This window comes from Jezberella sp., assembly GCF_964834465.1.
In genome coordinates, this window is the sequence record NZ_CBAZRM010000011.1 from 47,765 (window position 1) to 63,637 (window position 15,873).

At 52.4% G+C, this 15,873-nt stretch carries 19 protein-coding genes and 1 tRNA gene; 14 read left to right on the plus strand and 6 right to left on the minus strand.

Features of this window, described 5'->3' with window-relative positions:
• Nucleotides 1–5 precede the first annotated feature (5 nt).
• The 4 genes from tatA (at nucleotide 6) to AC1W8Y_RS09990 (ending at nucleotide 2,130) form a co-directional block, all read left to right on the plus strand.
• Entirely contained in the window at nucleotides 6–239 is a 234-nt protein-coding gene (gene tatA / locus AC1W8Y_RS09975; protein WP_482014332.1) for a Sec-independent protein translocase subunit TatA, read from the plus strand.
• 47 nt (nucleotides 240–286) lie between these two features.
• Nucleotides 287–835, plus strand: a complete 549-nt coding sequence (gene tatB / locus AC1W8Y_RS09980) for a Sec-independent protein translocase protein TatB (protein WP_482014333.1) — start codon at nucleotides 287–289, stop codon at nucleotides 833–835.
• A 47-nt stretch (nucleotides 836–882) separates the two neighbouring features.
• Complete coding sequence (gene tatC / locus AC1W8Y_RS09985; RefSeq protein WP_482014412.1) at nucleotides 883–1,602, plus strand: twin-arginine translocase subunit TatC; 720 nt, start codon at nucleotides 883–885, stop codon at nucleotides 1,600–1,602.
• 207 nt (nucleotides 1,603–1,809) lie between these two features.
• Complete coding sequence (locus AC1W8Y_RS09990; protein WP_482014334.1) at nucleotides 1,810–2,130, plus strand: helix-turn-helix domain-containing protein; 321 nt, start codon at nucleotides 1,810–1,812, stop codon at nucleotides 2,128–2,130.
• A 21-nt stretch (nucleotides 2,131–2,151) separates the two neighbouring features.
• On the opposite strand, the gene AC1W8Y_RS09995 is transcribed toward AC1W8Y_RS09990, so the two are convergent.
• Entirely contained in the window at nucleotides 2,152–3,342 is a 1,191-nt protein-coding gene (locus AC1W8Y_RS09995; RefSeq protein ID WP_482014413.1) for a trypsin-like peptidase domain-containing protein, read from the minus strand.
• A gap of 1 nt (nucleotide 3,343) precedes the next feature.
• Here AC1W8Y_RS09995 and AC1W8Y_RS10000 point away from each other — a divergent pair, with 1 nt between their 5' ends.
• Nucleotides 3,344–4,114 carry a Nif3-like dinuclear metal center hexameric protein gene (locus tag AC1W8Y_RS10000; RefSeq protein ID WP_482014335.1) on the plus strand — a complete coding sequence of 257 codons (771 nt, stop codon included), beginning with the start codon at nucleotides 3,344–3,346 and terminating at the stop codon, nucleotides 4,112–4,114.
• Nucleotides 4,115–4,196: 82 nt separating this feature from the next.
• Here the strand turns inward: AC1W8Y_RS10000 and mscL are convergent, their stop codons facing one another.
• A complete protein-coding gene (mscL, locus tag AC1W8Y_RS10005; RefSeq protein WP_482014336.1) occupies nucleotides 4,197–4,676 on the minus strand; it encodes a large conductance mechanosensitive channel protein MscL in 480 nt (159 codons plus the stop codon).
• Nucleotides 4,677–4,850: 174 nt separating this feature from the next.
• Between mscL and petA the strand changes: the two genes are divergently transcribed.
• The 8 genes from petA to AC1W8Y_RS10045 all read left to right on the plus strand — a co-directional run bounded on the left by petA (nucleotide 4,851) and on the right by AC1W8Y_RS10045 (nucleotide 10,113).
• Nucleotides 4,851–5,492 (plus strand): ubiquinol-cytochrome c reductase iron-sulfur subunit, encoded by a 642-nt coding sequence (gene petA / locus AC1W8Y_RS10010; RefSeq protein ID WP_482014337.1) that lies wholly within the window; start codon nucleotides 4,851–4,853, stop codon nucleotides 5,490–5,492.
• 58 nt (nucleotides 5,493–5,550) lie between these two features.
• The gene (locus AC1W8Y_RS10015) at nucleotides 5,551–6,930 is read left to right on the plus strand and encodes a cytochrome b (protein WP_482014338.1); all 1,380 of its coding nucleotides are present in this window, start codon (nucleotides 5,551–5,553) and stop codon (nucleotides 6,928–6,930) included.
• 19 nt (nucleotides 6,931–6,949) lie between these two features.
• Nucleotides 6,950–7,816 carry a cytochrome c1 gene (locus tag AC1W8Y_RS10020; RefSeq protein ID WP_482014414.1) on the plus strand — a complete coding sequence of 289 codons (867 nt, stop codon included), beginning with the start codon at nucleotides 6,950–6,952 and terminating at the stop codon, nucleotides 7,814–7,816.
• 73 nt (nucleotides 7,817–7,889) lie between these two features.
• Entirely contained in the window at nucleotides 7,890–8,501 is a 612-nt protein-coding gene (locus AC1W8Y_RS10025; protein ID WP_482014339.1) for a glutathione S-transferase N-terminal domain-containing protein, read from the plus strand.
• Nucleotides 8,502–8,517: 16 nt separating this feature from the next.
• Nucleotides 8,518–8,958 (plus strand): ClpXP protease specificity-enhancing factor, encoded by a 441-nt coding sequence (locus AC1W8Y_RS10030; RefSeq protein WP_482014340.1) that lies wholly within the window; start codon nucleotides 8,518–8,520, stop codon nucleotides 8,956–8,958.
• A 66-nt stretch (nucleotides 8,959–9,024) separates the two neighbouring features.
• Nucleotides 9,025–9,100, plus strand: a tRNA-Thr gene (locus tag AC1W8Y_RS10035).
• Between the two features lie 339 nt (nucleotides 9,101–9,439).
• Complete coding sequence (locus AC1W8Y_RS10040) at nucleotides 9,440–9,883, plus strand: tetratricopeptide repeat protein (protein WP_482014341.1); 444 nt, start codon at nucleotides 9,440–9,442, stop codon at nucleotides 9,881–9,883.
• Nucleotides 9,880–10,113, plus strand: a complete 234-nt coding sequence (locus AC1W8Y_RS10045) for a DUF2645 family protein (protein ID WP_482014342.1) — start codon at nucleotides 9,880–9,882, stop codon at nucleotides 10,111–10,113. The genes AC1W8Y_RS10040 and AC1W8Y_RS10045 overlap by 4 nt, the downstream gene beginning before the upstream one ends.
• Before the next feature lie 108 nt (nucleotides 10,114–10,221).
• On the opposite strand, the gene AC1W8Y_RS10050 is transcribed toward AC1W8Y_RS10045, so the two are convergent.
• The 4 genes from AC1W8Y_RS10050 to AC1W8Y_RS10065 all read right to left on the minus strand — a co-directional run bounded on the left by AC1W8Y_RS10050 (nucleotide 10,222) and on the right by AC1W8Y_RS10065 (nucleotide 15,021).
• Nucleotides 10,222–10,479, minus strand: coding sequence for an EF-hand domain-containing protein (locus AC1W8Y_RS10050; protein ID WP_482014343.1), 258 nt, complete (start codon nucleotides 10,477–10,479; stop codon nucleotides 10,222–10,224).
• 236 nt (nucleotides 10,480–10,715) lie between these two features.
• Complete coding sequence (locus tag AC1W8Y_RS10055; RefSeq protein ID WP_482014344.1) at nucleotides 10,716–11,207, minus strand: hypothetical protein; 492 nt, start codon at nucleotides 11,205–11,207, stop codon at nucleotides 10,716–10,718.
• A gap of 140 nt (nucleotides 11,208–11,347) precedes the next feature.
• The gene (locus AC1W8Y_RS10060) at nucleotides 11,348–12,838 is read right to left on the minus strand and encodes a M81 family metallopeptidase (RefSeq protein ID WP_482014415.1); all 1,491 of its coding nucleotides are present in this window, start codon (nucleotides 12,836–12,838) and stop codon (nucleotides 11,348–11,350) included.
• Nucleotides 12,839–12,945: 107 nt separating this feature from the next.
• A complete protein-coding gene (locus tag AC1W8Y_RS10065; RefSeq protein WP_482014345.1) occupies nucleotides 12,946–15,021 on the minus strand; it encodes a sodium-translocating pyrophosphatase in 2,076 nt (691 codons plus the stop codon).
• A 192-nt stretch (nucleotides 15,022–15,213) separates the two neighbouring features.
• Between AC1W8Y_RS10065 and ppa the strand changes: the two genes are divergently transcribed.
• Entirely contained in the window at nucleotides 15,214–15,747 is a 534-nt protein-coding gene (gene ppa, locus AC1W8Y_RS10070; protein WP_482014346.1) for an inorganic diphosphatase, read from the plus strand.
• Nucleotides 15,748–15,873 lie beyond the last annotated feature (126 nt).

The following is a 15,873-nucleotide window of genomic DNA, read 5'->3' on the forward strand; positions in this document are numbered from 1 at the left end:
CCACTATGGGTAGCTTTAGTATTTGGCATTGGTTGGTGTTACTTGCGATCGTTGCGCTAGTTTTTGGCACCAAGAAAATTCGTAATATTGGCGCTGACCTCGGCAGCGCTGTTAAAGGTTTTAAAGAAGGGATGAAAGACCCTCACGCCAAAGAAGCAGAAGCCACCGAAACGGCGCGCGTTGCCGTTGGCGAAACCATCGATGTGCCGGCCAAAGAGAAGTCAGGCAGCACACACTAAATCTCAGGTTCGACGTCAGTTGAACCTGTTCTCTCTGGCATCTGAAAATGTTTGACTTCAGTTTCTCTGAATTAATGGTTGTGGGTGTCGTTGCACTGGTCGTCATCGGGCCCGAGCGCTTGCCGAAAGTGGCAAAAACGCTAGGGCATCTGGTTGGGCGTGCGCAGCGCTATGTCAATGATGTGAAAGCTGACATTCAGCGCGAAATTGAACTCGACGATCTTCGAAAATTTAAAGAACAGGTACAAGAGGCGGCGCAGTCGGTGAAAACCTCGATCAGTGACGCCCAGACGGCGATCTCTGAACCGTTGAATGCTTTCGAAAAAAGTACCATGGACACGCTGCACGATGTTGGCCACGATGCGGCTTCCACAACGAACGAGACAGCGACGCTAGCGACAGGCGAAGAAACGAGCGCCACAGTGCATGTGACAGACTCGGCTTCAGCGCTGGCGCAAGTACAAGCGGCGGCCCCAGAAACGACGTCCGTCGTCGAAGCAAACATCCCTCAGCAACTTGAAATCGATGCGGTGCAAGGCGAGTTACCATCGATCGCCCCCGCAGTTTCACCCAACAAGCAGGGAGTCAGTTCGTGAGTTCAAGCGATAACACAGCGCCAGAAGAAAAGCCTGGCGATACTTTTATGTCGCACTTAATCGAACTGAGGCAGCGGTTGCTTTACGCTGTGGCAGCTGTCATGGCCGTATTTCTCGGGTTGTTTTTCTACCCTGGCGCCTCTTACATCTATGATTTGCTGGCGCAACCGATGTTGTCTTCGTTGCCTGAGGGCACTCGCATGATCGCCACGGGGGTGATCACCCCTTTCATGGTGCCTGTTAAGGTGACCTTGATGGCGGCTTTCGTCATCGCGCTCCCGGTCGTACTTTATCAAGCGTGGGCTTTTGTGGCGCCGGGACTCTATCAGCACGAACAGAAGTTAGCACTACCTCTGATCGTGTCGAGCTGCGTGCTGTTCGTGGGAGGCATGGCCTTTTGTTATTTTGTGGTGTTCCGCACCGTCTTCACCTTCATTGCCAAGTTTGCACCCCAATCGATTACCCCCGCGCCAGATATCGAAGCGTATGTCAGCTTTGTCATGAGCATGTTTCTCGCCTTCGGTGTCACGTTTGAAGTACCCGTTGTGGTTGTGATTCTGGTAAGAATGGGTATCGTCAGTGTCGAGAAGCTGAGATCCTTCAGAGGCTATTTTGTGGTTGCCGCGTTTTTTATCGCTGCCATTGTGACGCCCCCTGATGTGGTGAGTCAGTTTATGCTGGCAGTACCGTTATGTGTTTTATATGAAGTCGGGCTCTTGTTTGCCCGTGGCGTTAAATCAAGAGCGAAAGAAGACGACAACACTTAACCGAGCGTGGTCATTTGTTGTGAAAACCAGACTAAATTGTTCTTTTTTTCGCCTAAAATACGCCAATTGGTCTACAATTGGTTCTTTAGATGCTCAAAACAACTTGATGCTGCCTACCGCAGGGTTTACCCTTTAACTTAGGATTTTCTAGAGCAAGGCTTATTGTTGGTCTTGCGATCCAGTTCAGTTTAAAGGGGGCTTTGTCCCATGCTAGCTCATCGTCTCAAACAAGCTCGTTTAAAGTCGAGCCTATCTCAAGAGAAACTCGGCAAACTTGCCGGTATCGATCCTATGTCAGCGAGCGCTCGTATGAATCAGTACGAGCGAGGTAAGCATGCGCCTGATTATCAATTGATGTGCAAAGTGGCCGAAATTCTCAACATGCCAGTCAGCTGGTTTTACACAGAGGACGAAGAGCTGGCCAAATTGCAAGAAGTCTTCTTCAATTCGTCAGTCGAAGTTAAAAAAGCCATCCTCACGGAAAGCGAGGCTTTACTGGCGAAGTGCAGTATGCAAGCGGCTGCGTAATCGAAAACGACCACTGGTCACTTATTTGTTGAACGGTGGTTTTGTACCAAGCACAACATCCACGGCTTGATGCTGGGCGCGTCGCACAACATCGAGTCTGGCTGTCTTGCCTGGGGGCAATGCTGCAATACGCCCCAACAATCTATTGGCATCCTCAACCTTTCTTCCCTCCAAGCTTTGGATGATATCGCCCACGTGCAATCCGGCCAGCATGCCAGGGCCGTCCCTAACCATACCCGTGACAATTGCCCCAGTGGCTTGGTCAACGCCCAGCGCCCGTGCTAAATCAGCGGTCATGTCCTGAAGCTCAATACCTAACCAGCCCCGTTTGACGCTTCCGTTTTTAATAATTTGATCCATCACCCGTTCGGCGGCGGACACTGGGATAGCAAACCCTATCCCAAGTGAGCCGCCAGACTGCGAGTAGATCGCCGTGTTAATCCCGACCAATCGGCCTTGTGTGTCAATCAGCGCACCGCCCGAATTGCCAGGATTGATGGCTGCATCGGTTTGGATAAAGTTCTCATAGACATTCGTGCCGAGACCATCACGCCCCAGTGCTGACACGATACCCATCGTCGTCGTCTGACCAACCCCAAAGGGATTGCCAATCGCGAGCACAACGTCACCCACCCGCAGTACCTCTTGCGTCGCAAACGGCAGCACACGCAGATTCGGTAAATCAATTTTCAACACGCCCAAATCTGTCTCAGGATCAACGCCGATCACTCGAGCGTTCGCCTGTCGTCCATCACTCAAGGCAACAAGGATTTCTTCTGCACCGTCAATCACGTGGAAATTCGTCAGGATATGACCCGCCTTGGTAACTACGACGCCCGAGCCCAAACTATTACTCTGGCGTCGTTCACTGAAGCCTGGCATCTGTTCAAAAAACTTTCTAATGAAAGGGTCTGCCGGCAATGGCAGTCGACTGACCGCAACGTGTTTGGTCGTAAAAATGTTGACCACACCTGGGGTTGCTGCTGCAACACCGACGGCAAACGAAGTAGGTGCCGTTGTCGAATGCGATTGACGATCCGATTCTTTGGACACAGTCAGTCGGTCTACGTTAGTATTGACCTCAGGCGTGGGCGGAACTGCCCGCCCGATCGACGCTCGACCGAGCCACTCGGGACGCAACGTCACCACGACGAACAACACACCCAAACAAACCGTTACGGTCTGCGCAAACAATAACCAAATTCGACGCATCATGTCTTCACTAAAAAATAAAATCGTTACGACCAACGAATTGTGTGCATGGCTGGACAAAACGCTCACCCCCTCAGCGTTCAATGACTATTGCCCAAACGGTTTACAAGTGCAGGGCAATAGCACCATCGCTCGTATTATCGCCGGAGTCACAGCCAGCGAAGCGCTGATCGACATCGCCATTGAAACCAAAGCCGATGCATTGCTGGTGCATCACGGTTGGTTCTGGAAGGGCGAAGATCCTCGCGTGATCGGCACAAAACACAAGCGGCTCGCCAAATTATTGGCGCACGACATCAACTTGATTGCGTACCATCTTCCGCTAGATGCCCATCCCATCCTCGGCAATAATGCGCGCCTTGGCAGCCTGTTAAACCTGACGCGCGACGGTACCGCTGGCCGTGACCAACTCATTTGCCTGGGTAAAGCTAACTCTGTGCTGACGCTAGACCAGTTGAGCGCCCGCATCGCAAAAAAACTTCAAAGAACACCATTGGTGATCGGCGACGGGCATCGAAAAGTGCAGAAGATTGCCTGGTGTACTGGCGCGGCACAAAGCATGTTTCAACAAGCCATCGACGCTGGTGCGGATGTTTTCATTACTGGCGAGATTTCTGAGCCCAGCGTGCACCTTGCTCGAGAGTCAGGTGTCGCGTTTATCAGCGCCGGGCATCACGCGACCGAGCGTTATGGGGTTCACGCGCTCGGGCAAGCAATCGCCAAGCACTTCCCCATTGAGGTCAGCTTCGTTGACGTAGACAACCCCGTTTAGGGGAGGTGGTCAGCAACCATACTTCATCGGCCTGCCTTCGCTAACTCTCAGCAGTAAGCCCTGACGCAAGTGCAGCAGTGGGCTACTCTTTCGCTTCATCCGTCAGCGCTTCGGGCTGCTGCGCTTTAAGCAAATCCCGAATTTCCATCAGCAACAAAACTTCTGGCTTTGGCGGTGGCGCAGCTGCCTCGAGGGCTTGTCGAGCCCGCGTACTGTTAATCCCCTTGACCATAAAGAAAATAACAAACGCCAGCAACACAAAGTTGATCACGATGGTGACGAAGCTGCCCCAGGCAAAAATCGTCGCACCTGCTTTAGTCAGCTCTGCGTATGTCAGAAGCCCGCTGTAGCCTTCTGGTGTATGCAACACGATGAATTTATTACTAAAATCTACAGTCCCACCCACCAAAAAGTTGATGAGCGGCATGATGATGTCTTTGACGAGCGATTCAACAATTTTGCCAAAAGCGGCACCAACAATGACACCGACCGCCAGATCGACCATGTTGCCACGCACCGCGAAATCTCGAAATTCTTTTAAAAGACTTGTCGCTTTACTCATTTCTACTCATCCATCCTTTTTTTGATTTGCCGCTACGGCTATAATAAGTGGTTAAGGATATAGTATTAACCGTAACCTTCTCGCTGCACCAGCCGTTTCAAAAAACCCGTGACCTAGTTTACTCAGGTTTTTTGAGTCTGCTAAACCCCGCAGCTGCAACAAGGATTGTAGAGAATGAGTCAGGATTCAGCTATGCAAGACGACGAGGGCTCGGTGCCCCCGAATCTCCCGTCAGACCCTTCACGTCGTTTCTGGATTGGCGCTACCTGTGCTGCGGGCGGTGTCGCAGGCGCAGGGTTTGCAGTGCCGCTCGTCAGCACCTTCCAGCCTTCCGAACGCGCGCGCGCGGCGGGTGCCCCTGTTGAGGTTGACATTGCGACAATGCAGCCTGGTGAAATGCGCACTGTCGAATGGCGCGGCAAACCTGTCTGGTTGATTCGCCGCACCAAAGAGCAGCTCGATTCTCTGAAAGTCACGAGCAGCGAAGTCGCTGATCCAGCGTCAAAGCGCCCCGGGTATACGCCTAAATACGCTCAAAATCAGTGGCGCTCGCGTAAAGAAGAGCTCTTCGTCGCGGTTGGTATTTGTACCCACTTGGGATGCTCGCCTTCGCCTTATTTCAAGCCAGGTGCACAGCCTAGCTTGCCAGATAACTGGGAAGGCGGTTTTCTCTGCCCTTGCCATGGTTCGACGTTTGATTTGGCAGGTCGCGTGTTTAAAAACAAGCCCGCACCCGATAATCTCGAAGTGCCTCCTTACCAGTACTTAAGTGACACCAAAATCATTATTGGTGTTGACGAAGATAACAAAGCTTAATCGTCATACCGACGATACCGTAACAACGCGACACTGAAACATACCAAGGAGCCATCGCATGGCTGGCGATAAAACCGTCGAAACGACAGGACTGATTGGGTGGATAGACCGTCGATTCCCCCTGACGTCAACGTATAAAGCTCATCTGTCAGAGTATTACGCACCCAAGAACTTCAACTTCTGGTACTTCTTTGGCTCGTTGGCCTTGATTGTGCTGGTACTGCAGATCGTCACGGGTATTTTCCTGGTGATGCACTACAAGCCTGATTCTCAAACCGCTTTCCAATCGGTTGAATACATCATGCGTGAGGTACCGGGCGGTTGGTTCGTCCGTTATATGCACTCGACGGGCGCCTCGATGTTTTTTGTCGTCGTTTACCTGCATATGGTTCGCGCACTGATTTACGGCTCGTACCGCAAACCACGTGAGTTGATCTGGATCTTCGGCGTCGGCATCTTTCTCTGTTTAATGGCTGAGGCGTTTTTTGGTTACCTCTTACCTTGGGGTCAGATGTCTTTTTGGGGTGCGCAGGTCATTGTGAATCTGTTCTCGGCGATCCCTTTCATCGGGCCCGAGTTGTCGATTTGGATTCGCGGTGACTATGTGGTTTCAGATGCGACCTTGAACCGGTTCTTCTCGTTCCATGTGATCGCGATCCCGCTGGTCTTACTTGGCCTGGTTGCCGCGCACATTGTCGCGTTGCATGAAGTCGGCTCAAACAATCCCGACGGTGTCGATATCAAGGCGCATAAAGATAAGTATGGTCGCCCGCTTGACGGGATTCCCTTCCATCCTTATTACACCGTTCATGACATCATGGGCTTGGCAGGTTTCCTGATCATTTTCATGGCCATTGTGTTTTTCGGCCCTGAAATGGGTGGTTACTTTCTCGAGTTCAATAACTTCATCCCTGCAGATCCGCTGAAGACACCGCCGCATATCGCGCCTGTCTGGTACTTCACGCCGTTCTACTCCATGCTTCGCGCAACGACCAGCGAGTTCACCACCGTACTGACCGTACTCGTGGGCTTGGGTGCCATCTTGATGTTCATCCGTCAGAAAGGCCTGATGAAGATCATTTCTGCTGGCGCACTGGTGGTTGTCGCAGTCTTGCTGCAAGTGATCGATGCCAAGTTCTGGGGTGTCGTCGCCATGGGTGGCGCAGTCGTGCTGCTGTTTTTCCTGCCCTGGCTGGATTACAGCCCCGTGAAATCCATTCGCTATCGTCCTGGTTGGCACAAAGTGTTGTACGGCATTTTCTTTGTGAACTTCCTCGTCTTAGGTTATCTGGGCACGCAACCACCCAGCGCACTGTTCAATTTGATGTCGCAGATTGGTACATTGATTTATTTGGGCTTTTTCTTTCTGATGCCCATCTGGAGCACGCTTGGGAAGTTCAAGCCCGTGCCCGATCGTGTCACCTTCCACGCCCATTGAGCCCAACTTTAATTACGGAATGACCATGATCAAGAAGCTGATTTGCGCTCTTGCCCTAGTGATCCTAGCCACGGGGGCTAGCGCCAATACAGGCGGCTATGCACTAGAAGCCGCACCTAACCGTATTACCGACCTGACGGCGTTGCAACATGGCGCCAAACTGTTCGTCAATTACTGTTTGAACTGCCACAGCGCCGCGTCTATGCGTTACAGCAAGCTCAAAGAGATTGGCTTGACAGATGAACTCATCAAAGCAAACCTGCTGTTTACTGGCAGTAAAGTGGGCGACATGATGATGGGTTCTGTCTCAGCAAAAGACGGCAAAGCCTGGTTCGGTGCAGCACCACCCGATCTGTCGGTTATTGCACGTGCTAAGTCAGCAACAGCGGGCCCGACCGGCTCTGACTACATCTATACCTACCTGCGCACGTTTTACCGCGACACCAGTCGCCCAACGGGCTGGAACAACCTCGCCTATCCCAACGTCGCGATGCCACACGTCCTCTGGGATCGGCAAGGCGACAGAGAAATGACGATCGTTGCGATGCACGAGCACGAGGCAGAAAAAGGCCACGAGGGCGGGCACGAGGCCTGGCAACGCATCACCACCACTTACGATGCGATGGGTTACGCGACGGTCACCACAGAACCGGTCGCGCATTACCATGGTGGTGCAACGTCAACGGTCACGTTCAAAAATGCTGACCCTGCTCGTGCAACGGCTTATGACAACGACGCCGCCGACGTTACTGCGTTCTTGACCTGGATGTCAGAGCCAGTGCAACAAACACGCAAGCGTATCGGTGTTTGGGTGCTGCTGTTTCTAGGTATCTTCTTTGTCATTGCTTGGCGACTCAACGCTTCTTTCTGGAAGCACGTTAAGTAGTGTCTTTTCCGAGGCCAGCGTCTAACTGAATAGGCGCTGGCCTTTCGCTTTTCTTATTAGGACGGAACCCATCATGATGGTCCTCTATTCCGGCACGACCTGCCCTTTTTCTCACCGTTGCCGTTTCGTGTTGTTCGAGAAAGCTATGGATTTTGAAATCCGCGACATCGATCTGTACAACAAACCAGAAGACATCGCGGTCATGAATCCGTCTGGTCAGGTGCCCATCATGGTTGAGCGTGACTTGATTCTTTATGAGTCAAACATCATCAATGAATACATTGACGAGCGCTTCCCTCATCCGCAATTGATGCCCGCAGATCCGTTGATGCGTGCCCGTACGCGTCTCTTTCTTTATAACTTCGAGAAAGAGCTATTCATCCATGTTGCTGCGCTCGAAGACCGCTCTGCCCGTGGCGACACAAAACGTCTTGACGCTGCACGCGTTGCGATCCGCGACAGCCTGTCACAACTTGCCCCTCAGTTGATGAAGAACAAGTACATGTTGGGCGAAGAGTTCTCCATGCTTGACGTTGCGATGGCACCTTTATTGTGGCGCCTGGATCACTATGGCATCGAGTTACCCAAGACAGCCGCACCGATTCAGAAATATGGTGAACGCCTGTTTTCACGCCCAGCGTATATCGAAGCGCTGACGCCTTCAGAAAAGGTCATGCGTCGTTAATCGAGGCACTTGAACGATGGCTGAAACCTCAACCAAGCCCTATATGATTCGTGCGCTACATGAGTGGTGCACGGATAATGGCTACACCCCGCATTTGACCATCCGGGTTGACTCAAACACGATGGTGCCTCGGGCGCATATCCATGATGGCCAAATCACGTTGAATATTGATTCACTCGCCACCAACCGACTGGTCATCGGTAACGATGCCATCGAGTTTCAGGCTCGATTCAACGGCAAGACTGAAGATATCTACGTGCCGGTCGCTGCGGTGACTGCTATCTACGCGCGTGAAACCGGGGCGGGCATGGCCTTTGAAGCCACCGAATCATCTGTGCCAGCACCAAGCATTGAGAAATCGCCGAGTGCTCCCATGCGGTCAGTGCCCAGCGCCACTAATACGGACGATCCTAAAGACCCGCCACCCACCCGGCCGAAACTTAGCATCGTTAAATAACACCGAGCGAAAATAACCTATAATGCTGTTCCCTGATAAACAAATCAGGTGAAAAGTTAAAAAAATGCCGGAGTAGCTCAGTTGGTAGAGCAGCTCACTTGTAATGAGAAGGTCGAGGGTTCGATTCCTTTCTCCGGCACCAGTAAAAGCGAAGGTCTCTAAGCGTAAGTGCTCTGAGGCCTTTTTTCTTTTGCCGGTCTTGGCGAGACAGTCAGTGTTAATCCTCGTGTCTGTCGCGCCTGAGCCGCTACGCTGACTCATTGCGCTCGCGTGCGGTCTGTCAGCGCTCTGATCAAAATATAGACCGTTACCAACCGCCTCCGAATCGGGGTTTGTGAGGGTCTCCCGCACGTCTGCTGGGCGCAATTGCACAAACATTTATCCCAACCTTAAACCTATCCTTAATTTAGTCTTGAGCTAGCCTTAAGGTATTATTTCTGTATCTCGGTCGCCAACCAGACTATTTCGTCGTAAAAAAAAGATGAAAAAACTCATACTTACCCTGCTTGTGCTCGTCTCAAGTAAGGTTACGGGGACCCCTTCGGATGACTTCCTCACGTCAGTTCGTCAGGGCGACTACGCGACGGCATTGACCATTGCGAAATCCGAGGCGGATAAAGGCGAATCATGGGCGCAGTACAAACTGGGCGTGATGTATTACGACGGGCAAGGGGTCACGCAAAACTACGCTCAAGCGGTGAAGTGGTACACGCTCGCTGCTGAGCAAGGCCATGCGTATGCGCAGTTAAACCTTGGCTTTATGTATGGTAACGGGCAAGGGGTCACCCGAAACTACGCTCAAGCGGTGAAATGGTATAAGCTCGCTGCCGAGCAAGGGCTCGCAAAGGCGCAGTTTATGGCCTCTGTGCCTTCGCGGTCGCTTTTCTCATTTTGCTGCTGTCTGGTTCTGATTACGACTACATGATCGGTGAGCTTGACGGCAATACAACGCTGACGCTTTGCGATATTCCCAAAGAAGTTGATGATGCGAGTGACGTTTACGCCCCGTTCACTGGGTTGCTAGTCCTCATCCTTGTACTCACTGGCATCTCGCATTCACGACGACATCGGCGAGTTTCAGCATCGTTGATATTCAGCTTTTTGCTGCTGCTATTTTGGATCTATCGATACTTTGGCAGAACGGTAGGCTGTTAAGCAACAGCACCGTGCGAAGCACAGTTCGCCCCCTGGGACAATCATCGATGACGATCCCAAGGGGCAGTGACTACGTCATCATGGGTGTAATGAAACTACTCGAATAGCTTACGCACCAGCGTGGGCACGCAGCCATTCTGCTTGATCAACCATGCCGTCCTTGTTAGTGTCCATTTTGCCGAAAGCTTCTGCCGTCATGCCACCTTTCATTGCTTCGTCTTTTGATACTTTACCGTCACTGTTTGCATCCATCTTGTGCATTGCATCCATGGTTGATTTCGTTTTTGCATCCATCGGTGCATCTGCAGCAGACGAAAGGCTGGGTAAGACACTGAGAGAAACCAAAAGGGCGAGTAGGTATTTCATATGAACTCCTAGTATTAATCGATGAAAGTTGATTTAGGTCAAAAACGTTGCGACCTAACTGCTATTCGTACCTCAGACGATTTGGGTTACACAAAATACACATCTATTTTTTTTGCCACAACACTGATCACGTATCGCGAGATGTAACCAGAATTATTAATGTTGTGTCGGCTCATGCTTTGGTCTGAAGTACAAATAGCAAGTCCATCAAACAACGGCGGTTTGTTGACGGTCGGTCAATCAGGTTTCTGCACATCAAACTTGAAGTCGCTGACCAGTGCCCCCTCTAGGTAAACTTTGATGTTGTAGTGCCCTGGGGGGTCGCCTTCTGCAACCGACCAGAGTTTATACACCACGTTATTGTTCACTTGAGCAGTCCAATCGACGGTAGACGTTCTGCCATCCGCTGAGATGGTTCTAGCCCCATTTTTTTCAGGTGGCCCCCAGGTCGCAGGCTTGGTGGGAAGCGTAAATTGTTCACGTAACTGAAGAACAGCCAAGGGCTCTTCTAAATGGATGACCCAGCCATATTTCTGACCAGCAACTAAAGGGACGACTTTCGTAGGCGTAAACCGCAGGTTACCTCCACCGCCCTCATCAAAAACCCCGAACTCATAACTGGTCACCGTTGGTTCAGGTAAGTTTTCTAGTTTTGGTAAAGCGCTGGCGGCAACGAACGAGCTGGCAAATGCCAGCAGCACAACAACTGCACGAATAAGATTTCTCATCACCTATTACCTGTTTTTATTCAAGCCCATCTTTCGCGCCCGTGACCGATGTCGCTCATCAACTCGCAAACACCAGACGTGACGCTGTCGTTGACCTCCCCTCTGAGCGATGAGGATTTCCGCACTTTACATGAAAGGCCTCAGGGGGTGGTACGCGTCGTCGAGGCAAGCTTGGTCCAGGGCAAATCGGCTGGGTCGGCAGCCATTGGTCCTGCAGCCTTGGCAACCAAGACATGCGAAGCAATGGGGGTGAAATCTGCTCTGAAGTGATTTGAGCTTTTCACCACCAATATCTTCATCGTCTCTGGATGAACCCCTAACATTCTAAATAGCTCTCTGTCGAGCAGCTGCTTCTTGCCACTCACCACGGCAACCAGAACCCCATCGATTTCCAGCATGGCACATTGCCCGAGCTTGATCGACAGGCCCGTCATCATAGGCCCTTTAAGGGTTGCCTTACCGTCTGACAGTGCCTTGACCTTGAAGGTGCCCTGAACCGGGTCGTCGCTCAAATGGCCAGTGAAAGTGGGTACAGCAGCGCCTACCGTTGTCGTGATCGTGGCGCCAATCCCCGCTGCGTGCGCCATGGCTGCCGCCGCCGCGTCAAAGATCAGCCCGATGGCGACTTTACCGGGCAGACGTTTTCCAGCGCTTTTCTCTAGCAAGGCTCTCAGCAGACCTGTTGTGTTGCTGTCCCCCCCTGCACCGGGATTGTCTTGCGTGTCAGCAATGACGATGGGCTTGTCATTTGATTCGGCCAGCACGCAGGCCTGCTCGACAGCGTCGCGTGCAGAAAAAACGGTGAGCTGCCATTGTGCAGGTTCGCTCACTTGGCGATACAGTGTGTCGACTGCCGTGTCTGCCTGAGCGCCGTAACCCCAGACCATCGGTGCACATTCAGCGATATCCGCTGCGGGGAAGGCCATACAAAAACTCAAACACGCGTTGAATTTTTTATCGAGTTCCATCATGTCTTCATAGCGAGACTTCGCGGGCTCTAACCACGTGCTCTGTGCATTCAGGGGGATTAGAAATGGCAGACGTCGATACGCCATGGGTTCTTTGCGACCAAATTGCAACCGGCGTTTCAGCAAGGTGGCTGCGAGCTCTCCAGTCGCCGCCATATCCACATGGGGATAGGTCCGGTAAGAGGCGAGTGCATCCGCTTCTGCGAGCATTTTCAAGGTGACGTTGGCGTGCAGATCAAGGCTTGCGACAATCGGCATCTTGGGGCCAACGAGTGCTCGGATCCGTCCGATCAGTTCACCCTCGCAATCATCCACGTGCTCAGCCACCGCCGCGCCGTGAAGATCCAAGTAAACGGCGTCGAACCCTCCGTGCCGGATGTCCTGAAGCATGGAATCGCTGATGCGTTCAAAGGCATCGCGAGTCACATAGGATGAGGGGATAGCACCGCACCAAGAGCCGGGCACGAGCTGCCAACCTTCGGTGCGGGCCGCATCCATAAATCCGCCGATGGGGATATTGACGCCGCGAAGGCTATCGAGCATCGCCTGGCCTTTAATAAACGCTGGGAAAGAGTCGCCTCGATTAAAGGCGGCCCAGTCAGCCAGCGAAGGGGCAAATGTGTTGGTTTCGTGCTGAAACCCCGCGACATAAATTTTCAAGATGCAGCCTCTCAATTCAGACGTTTCAATCGACGGATCCTTTGACAAAAAAGCCGCCTCACCACGGTAGGCGGCTTTCCTGGTTAACCGGGCAATGCTGTCTGCCTCAATTAACTCCACATCTTGACGACCAACGGCACAATCAGCAACGCCACAATGTTGATGATCTTGATCAACGGGTTGACCGCTGGGCCAGCAGTATCCTTGTAGGGATCGCCGACGGTGTCGCCCGTCACCGCAGCCTTATGCGCATCCGACCCTTTGCCGCCATAGTGCCCTTCCTCGATATATTTCTTGGCATTGTCCCAGGCACCGCCGCCGGTACACATTGAGATGGCGACAAATAAGCCGGTCACGATCGTGCCCATCAGCAACCCGCCCAGCGCCGCAGGGCCAAGTGCCAAACCGACCACCACTGGCACCACGACGGGCAACAGAGACGGGACGATCATTTCTTTGATGGCAGCAGACGTCAGCATGCCCACGGCCACACCGTACTCAGGCTTACCGGTGCCATCCATAATGCCGGGGATATCACGGAACTGTCTTCTGACCTCTTCGACAACCGCCCCAGCACAACGCCCGACTGCTTCCATGGCCATGGCACCGAACAGATAGGGAATCAACCCCCCGATGAACAGGCCAATGATCACCATATGATTCGACAGGTCGAAAGTCACTTTTTGACCAGCAGACTCAAGTGCGTGGGTATAGTCCGCAAACAACACCAAGGCGGCCAAGCCAGCCGACCCAATCGCATAGCCTTTGGTCACTGCCTTGGTGGTGTTACCAACCGCATCGAGCGGATCAGTAATGTCACGCACTGACTGAGGCAATCCAGCCATCTCTGCAATGCCACCGGCATTGTCCGTAATCGGCCCATACGCATCGAGGGCGACGACGATGCCGGCCATCGACAACATGGCGGTCGCCGCGATCGCAATCCCGTAAATACCGGCAAGGGCATAAGCAGCATAGATTGCCGCACACACACACAACACCGGTCCTGCTGTGGACTTCATCGAGACCCCTAGCCCGGCGATGATGTTGGTGCCATGGCCTTGCGTCGACGCTTGGGCAATGTGTTTGACAGGCGGATAGTCAGTGCCTGTGTAGTACTCGGTAATCCATACCAATAACGCCGTCAGTACAAGACCAACGACCGTGCAGCCAAACAGTTTTAGGCGACTCCCGGCGTGACCAAGCACATCGTCGGGCAACGCCCAGTTGGTGGCAAAATAAAAGGCAACCAGTGAGATCACGCCAGCAATGATGAGGCCTTTATACAATGCCGGCATCACGTTTTTCATGCCGGGCGTTGCTTTGACAAACGAGCAACCGATGATCGACGCGATGATTGAAATCCCGCCGAGCACGAGTGGGTAGACTACCGCTGCAGCCAACGCGCCTTTAATCATCAGTGCCCCCAACACCATGGTGGCGATCAAGGTCACGGCATACGTTTCAAACAAGTCTGCCGCCATCCCTGCGCAGTCGCCCACGTTGTCGCCAACGTTGTCCGCAATCACGGCAGGATTACGAGGGTCGTCCTCGGGGATGCCCGCTTCGACCTTACCGACCAAGTCAGCGCCCACATCAGCACCTTTGGTGAAGATACCGCCACCCAAGCGAGCAAAGATCGAAATTAAAGATGAGCCAAAGGCCAAACCAATCAAGGGATGCAGGATGGCTGACATATCCGCACCCTTGCCGGTTGCGCTGAGGTACATGTAGAAAAGACCTACCCCTAATAGTCCGAGTCCCACCACCAGCATACCGGTGATCGCACCGCCTTTAAAGGCAACATTTAGCGCTTCGTTCATGCCTTTGGTGGCTGCCTGTGCGGTTCTAACATTAGCTCGCACCGAAACATTCATACCAATAAAGCCGCAGGCGCCTGAGAGCACTGCGCCGATGACAAAACCGAGTGCCGTCGAGAAGGGTGCAGAGCCGTGATCGATGAAGACTGCAATCAACACCGTCAGGACGATGCCGACGATCCCGATCGTTCGATACTGCTTGGATAGATATGCCGCAGCGCCTTGCTGAATGGCGTCGGCGATCTCCACCATTTTCTCGTTACCCGTACTTTGCTTGAGAATCCAGGATCTGACGGCGAAGCCGTAAATGACCGCAATTAGCCCGCAGGCCAACGCAAAATAAAGACCTTGTGTTTCGATAGGCATGCTTAAAAACTCCCTGAAGTGTTGTCTCTTAAATATTTTTGATTCACTTAGCAGAACTTTTGGTGCACCTTCTAGAACATTTGCTGCGCCTTCAGTATGTAACAGATTGTTCATAGTGCAAAGAGGGGTGAGCACAGATTCTTTGCTAACATTAGGGTATTCACTGATTAATCAACGTTTTACGGAGTTTGCATGAGTTTAGATATGGTCACCGCAGGCGATAAAGTTCCTGATTCTTTTAATGTCATCATCGAAATTTCGATGAATTCCGACCCTATCAAATACGAGGTCGATAAAGACTCAGGGGCGCTTTTTGTGGATCGGTTCATGGGCACCTCTATGCACTATCCCTGCAACTATGGCTATATCCCTAAAACGATCGCTGGTGATGGTGACCCCGTGGATGTCTTGGTGATCACGCCTTTTCCGGTGATTCCGGGTGTCGTCGTCAGATGCCGCGCCTTAGGTGTTCTGCAAATGGAAGACGAAGGCGGTCAGGATGCGAAATTATTGGCCGTCCCCATCGATAAGGTGCTGCCGATTTATAGCCACTGGAAACAAGCCACGGATATTCACCCCATGCGCCTGAACGCCATTCAGCATTTCTTCGAGCATTACAAAGATCTCGAAGCGGGCAAGTGGGTCAAGGTCAAGGGCTGGGGTGGCATTGAAGAGGCTCATCAAGAAATTCTCTCAGGTATTGAGAACTACAACGGCAGTAAGTGAAGCAGAAGCGTCAGCCCTTTGAAACGGGGCTGACGCAGCTCGAAGCTGTCCTGCTTTGCGGGCTGCGGTAGCATTGAGGTAGACACCTCATTGCAAATCGCAGTACCAATCGCGGTATATACCGCC

Coding starts and splice junctions, on each gene's coding strand:
- AC1W8Y_RS10020 (WP_482014414.1), top strand. CDS start 6,950: ATGACCATGATCAAGAAGCTGATTTGCGCTCTTGCCCTAGTGATCCTA.
- AC1W8Y_RS10050 (WP_482014343.1), bottom strand. CDS start 10,479: ATGAAATACCTACTCGCCCTTTTGGTTTCTCTCAGTGTCTTACCCAGC.
- AC1W8Y_RS10015 (WP_482014338.1), top strand. CDS start 5,551: ATGGCTGGCGATAAAACCGTCGAAACGACAGGACTGATTGGGTGGATA.
- AC1W8Y_RS10025 (WP_482014339.1), top strand. CDS start 7,890: ATGATGGTCCTCTATTCCGGCACGACCTGCCCTTTTTCTCACCGTTGC.
- petA (WP_482014337.1), top strand. CDS start 4,851: ATGAGTCAGGATTCAGCTATGCAAGACGACGAGGGCTCGGTGCCCCCG.
- ppa (WP_482014346.1), top strand. CDS start 15,214: ATGAGTTTAGATATGGTCACCGCAGGCGATAAAGTTCCTGATTCTTTT.
- tatA (WP_482014332.1), top strand. CDS start 6: ATGGGTAGCTTTAGTATTTGGCATTGGTTGGTGTTACTTGCGATCGTT.
- tatC (WP_482014412.1), top strand. CDS start 883: ATGTCGCACTTAATCGAACTGAGGCAGCGGTTGCTTTACGCTGTGGCA.
- AC1W8Y_RS10000 (WP_482014335.1), top strand. CDS start 3,344: ATGTCTTCACTAAAAAATAAAATCGTTACGACCAACGAATTGTGTGCA.
- AC1W8Y_RS10055 (WP_482014344.1), bottom strand. CDS start 11,207: ATGAGAAATCTTATTCGTGCAGTTGTTGTGCTGCTGGCATTTGCCAGC.
- tatB (WP_482014333.1), top strand. CDS start 287: ATGTTTGACTTCAGTTTCTCTGAATTAATGGTTGTGGGTGTCGTTGCA.
- AC1W8Y_RS10040 (WP_482014341.1), top strand. CDS start 9,440: ATGAAAAAACTCATACTTACCCTGCTTGTGCTCGTCTCAAGTAAGGTT.
- AC1W8Y_RS09995 (WP_482014413.1), bottom strand. CDS start 3,342: ATGCGTCGAATTTGGTTATTGTTTGCGCAGACCGTAACGGTTTGTTTG.
- mscL (WP_482014336.1), bottom strand. CDS start 4,676: ATGAGTAAAGCGACAAGTCTTTTAAAAGAATTTCGAGATTTCGCGGTG.
- AC1W8Y_RS10045 (WP_482014342.1), top strand. CDS start 9,880: ATGATCGGTGAGCTTGACGGCAATACAACGCTGACGCTTTGCGATATT.
- AC1W8Y_RS10030 (WP_482014340.1), top strand. CDS start 8,518: ATGGCTGAAACCTCAACCAAGCCCTATATGATTCGTGCGCTACATGAG.
- AC1W8Y_RS10065 (WP_482014345.1), bottom strand. CDS start 15,021: ATGCCTATCGAAACACAAGGTCTTTATTTTGCGTTGGCCTGCGGGCTA.
- AC1W8Y_RS09990 (WP_482014334.1), top strand. CDS start 1,810: ATGCTAGCTCATCGTCTCAAACAAGCTCGTTTAAAGTCGAGCCTATCT.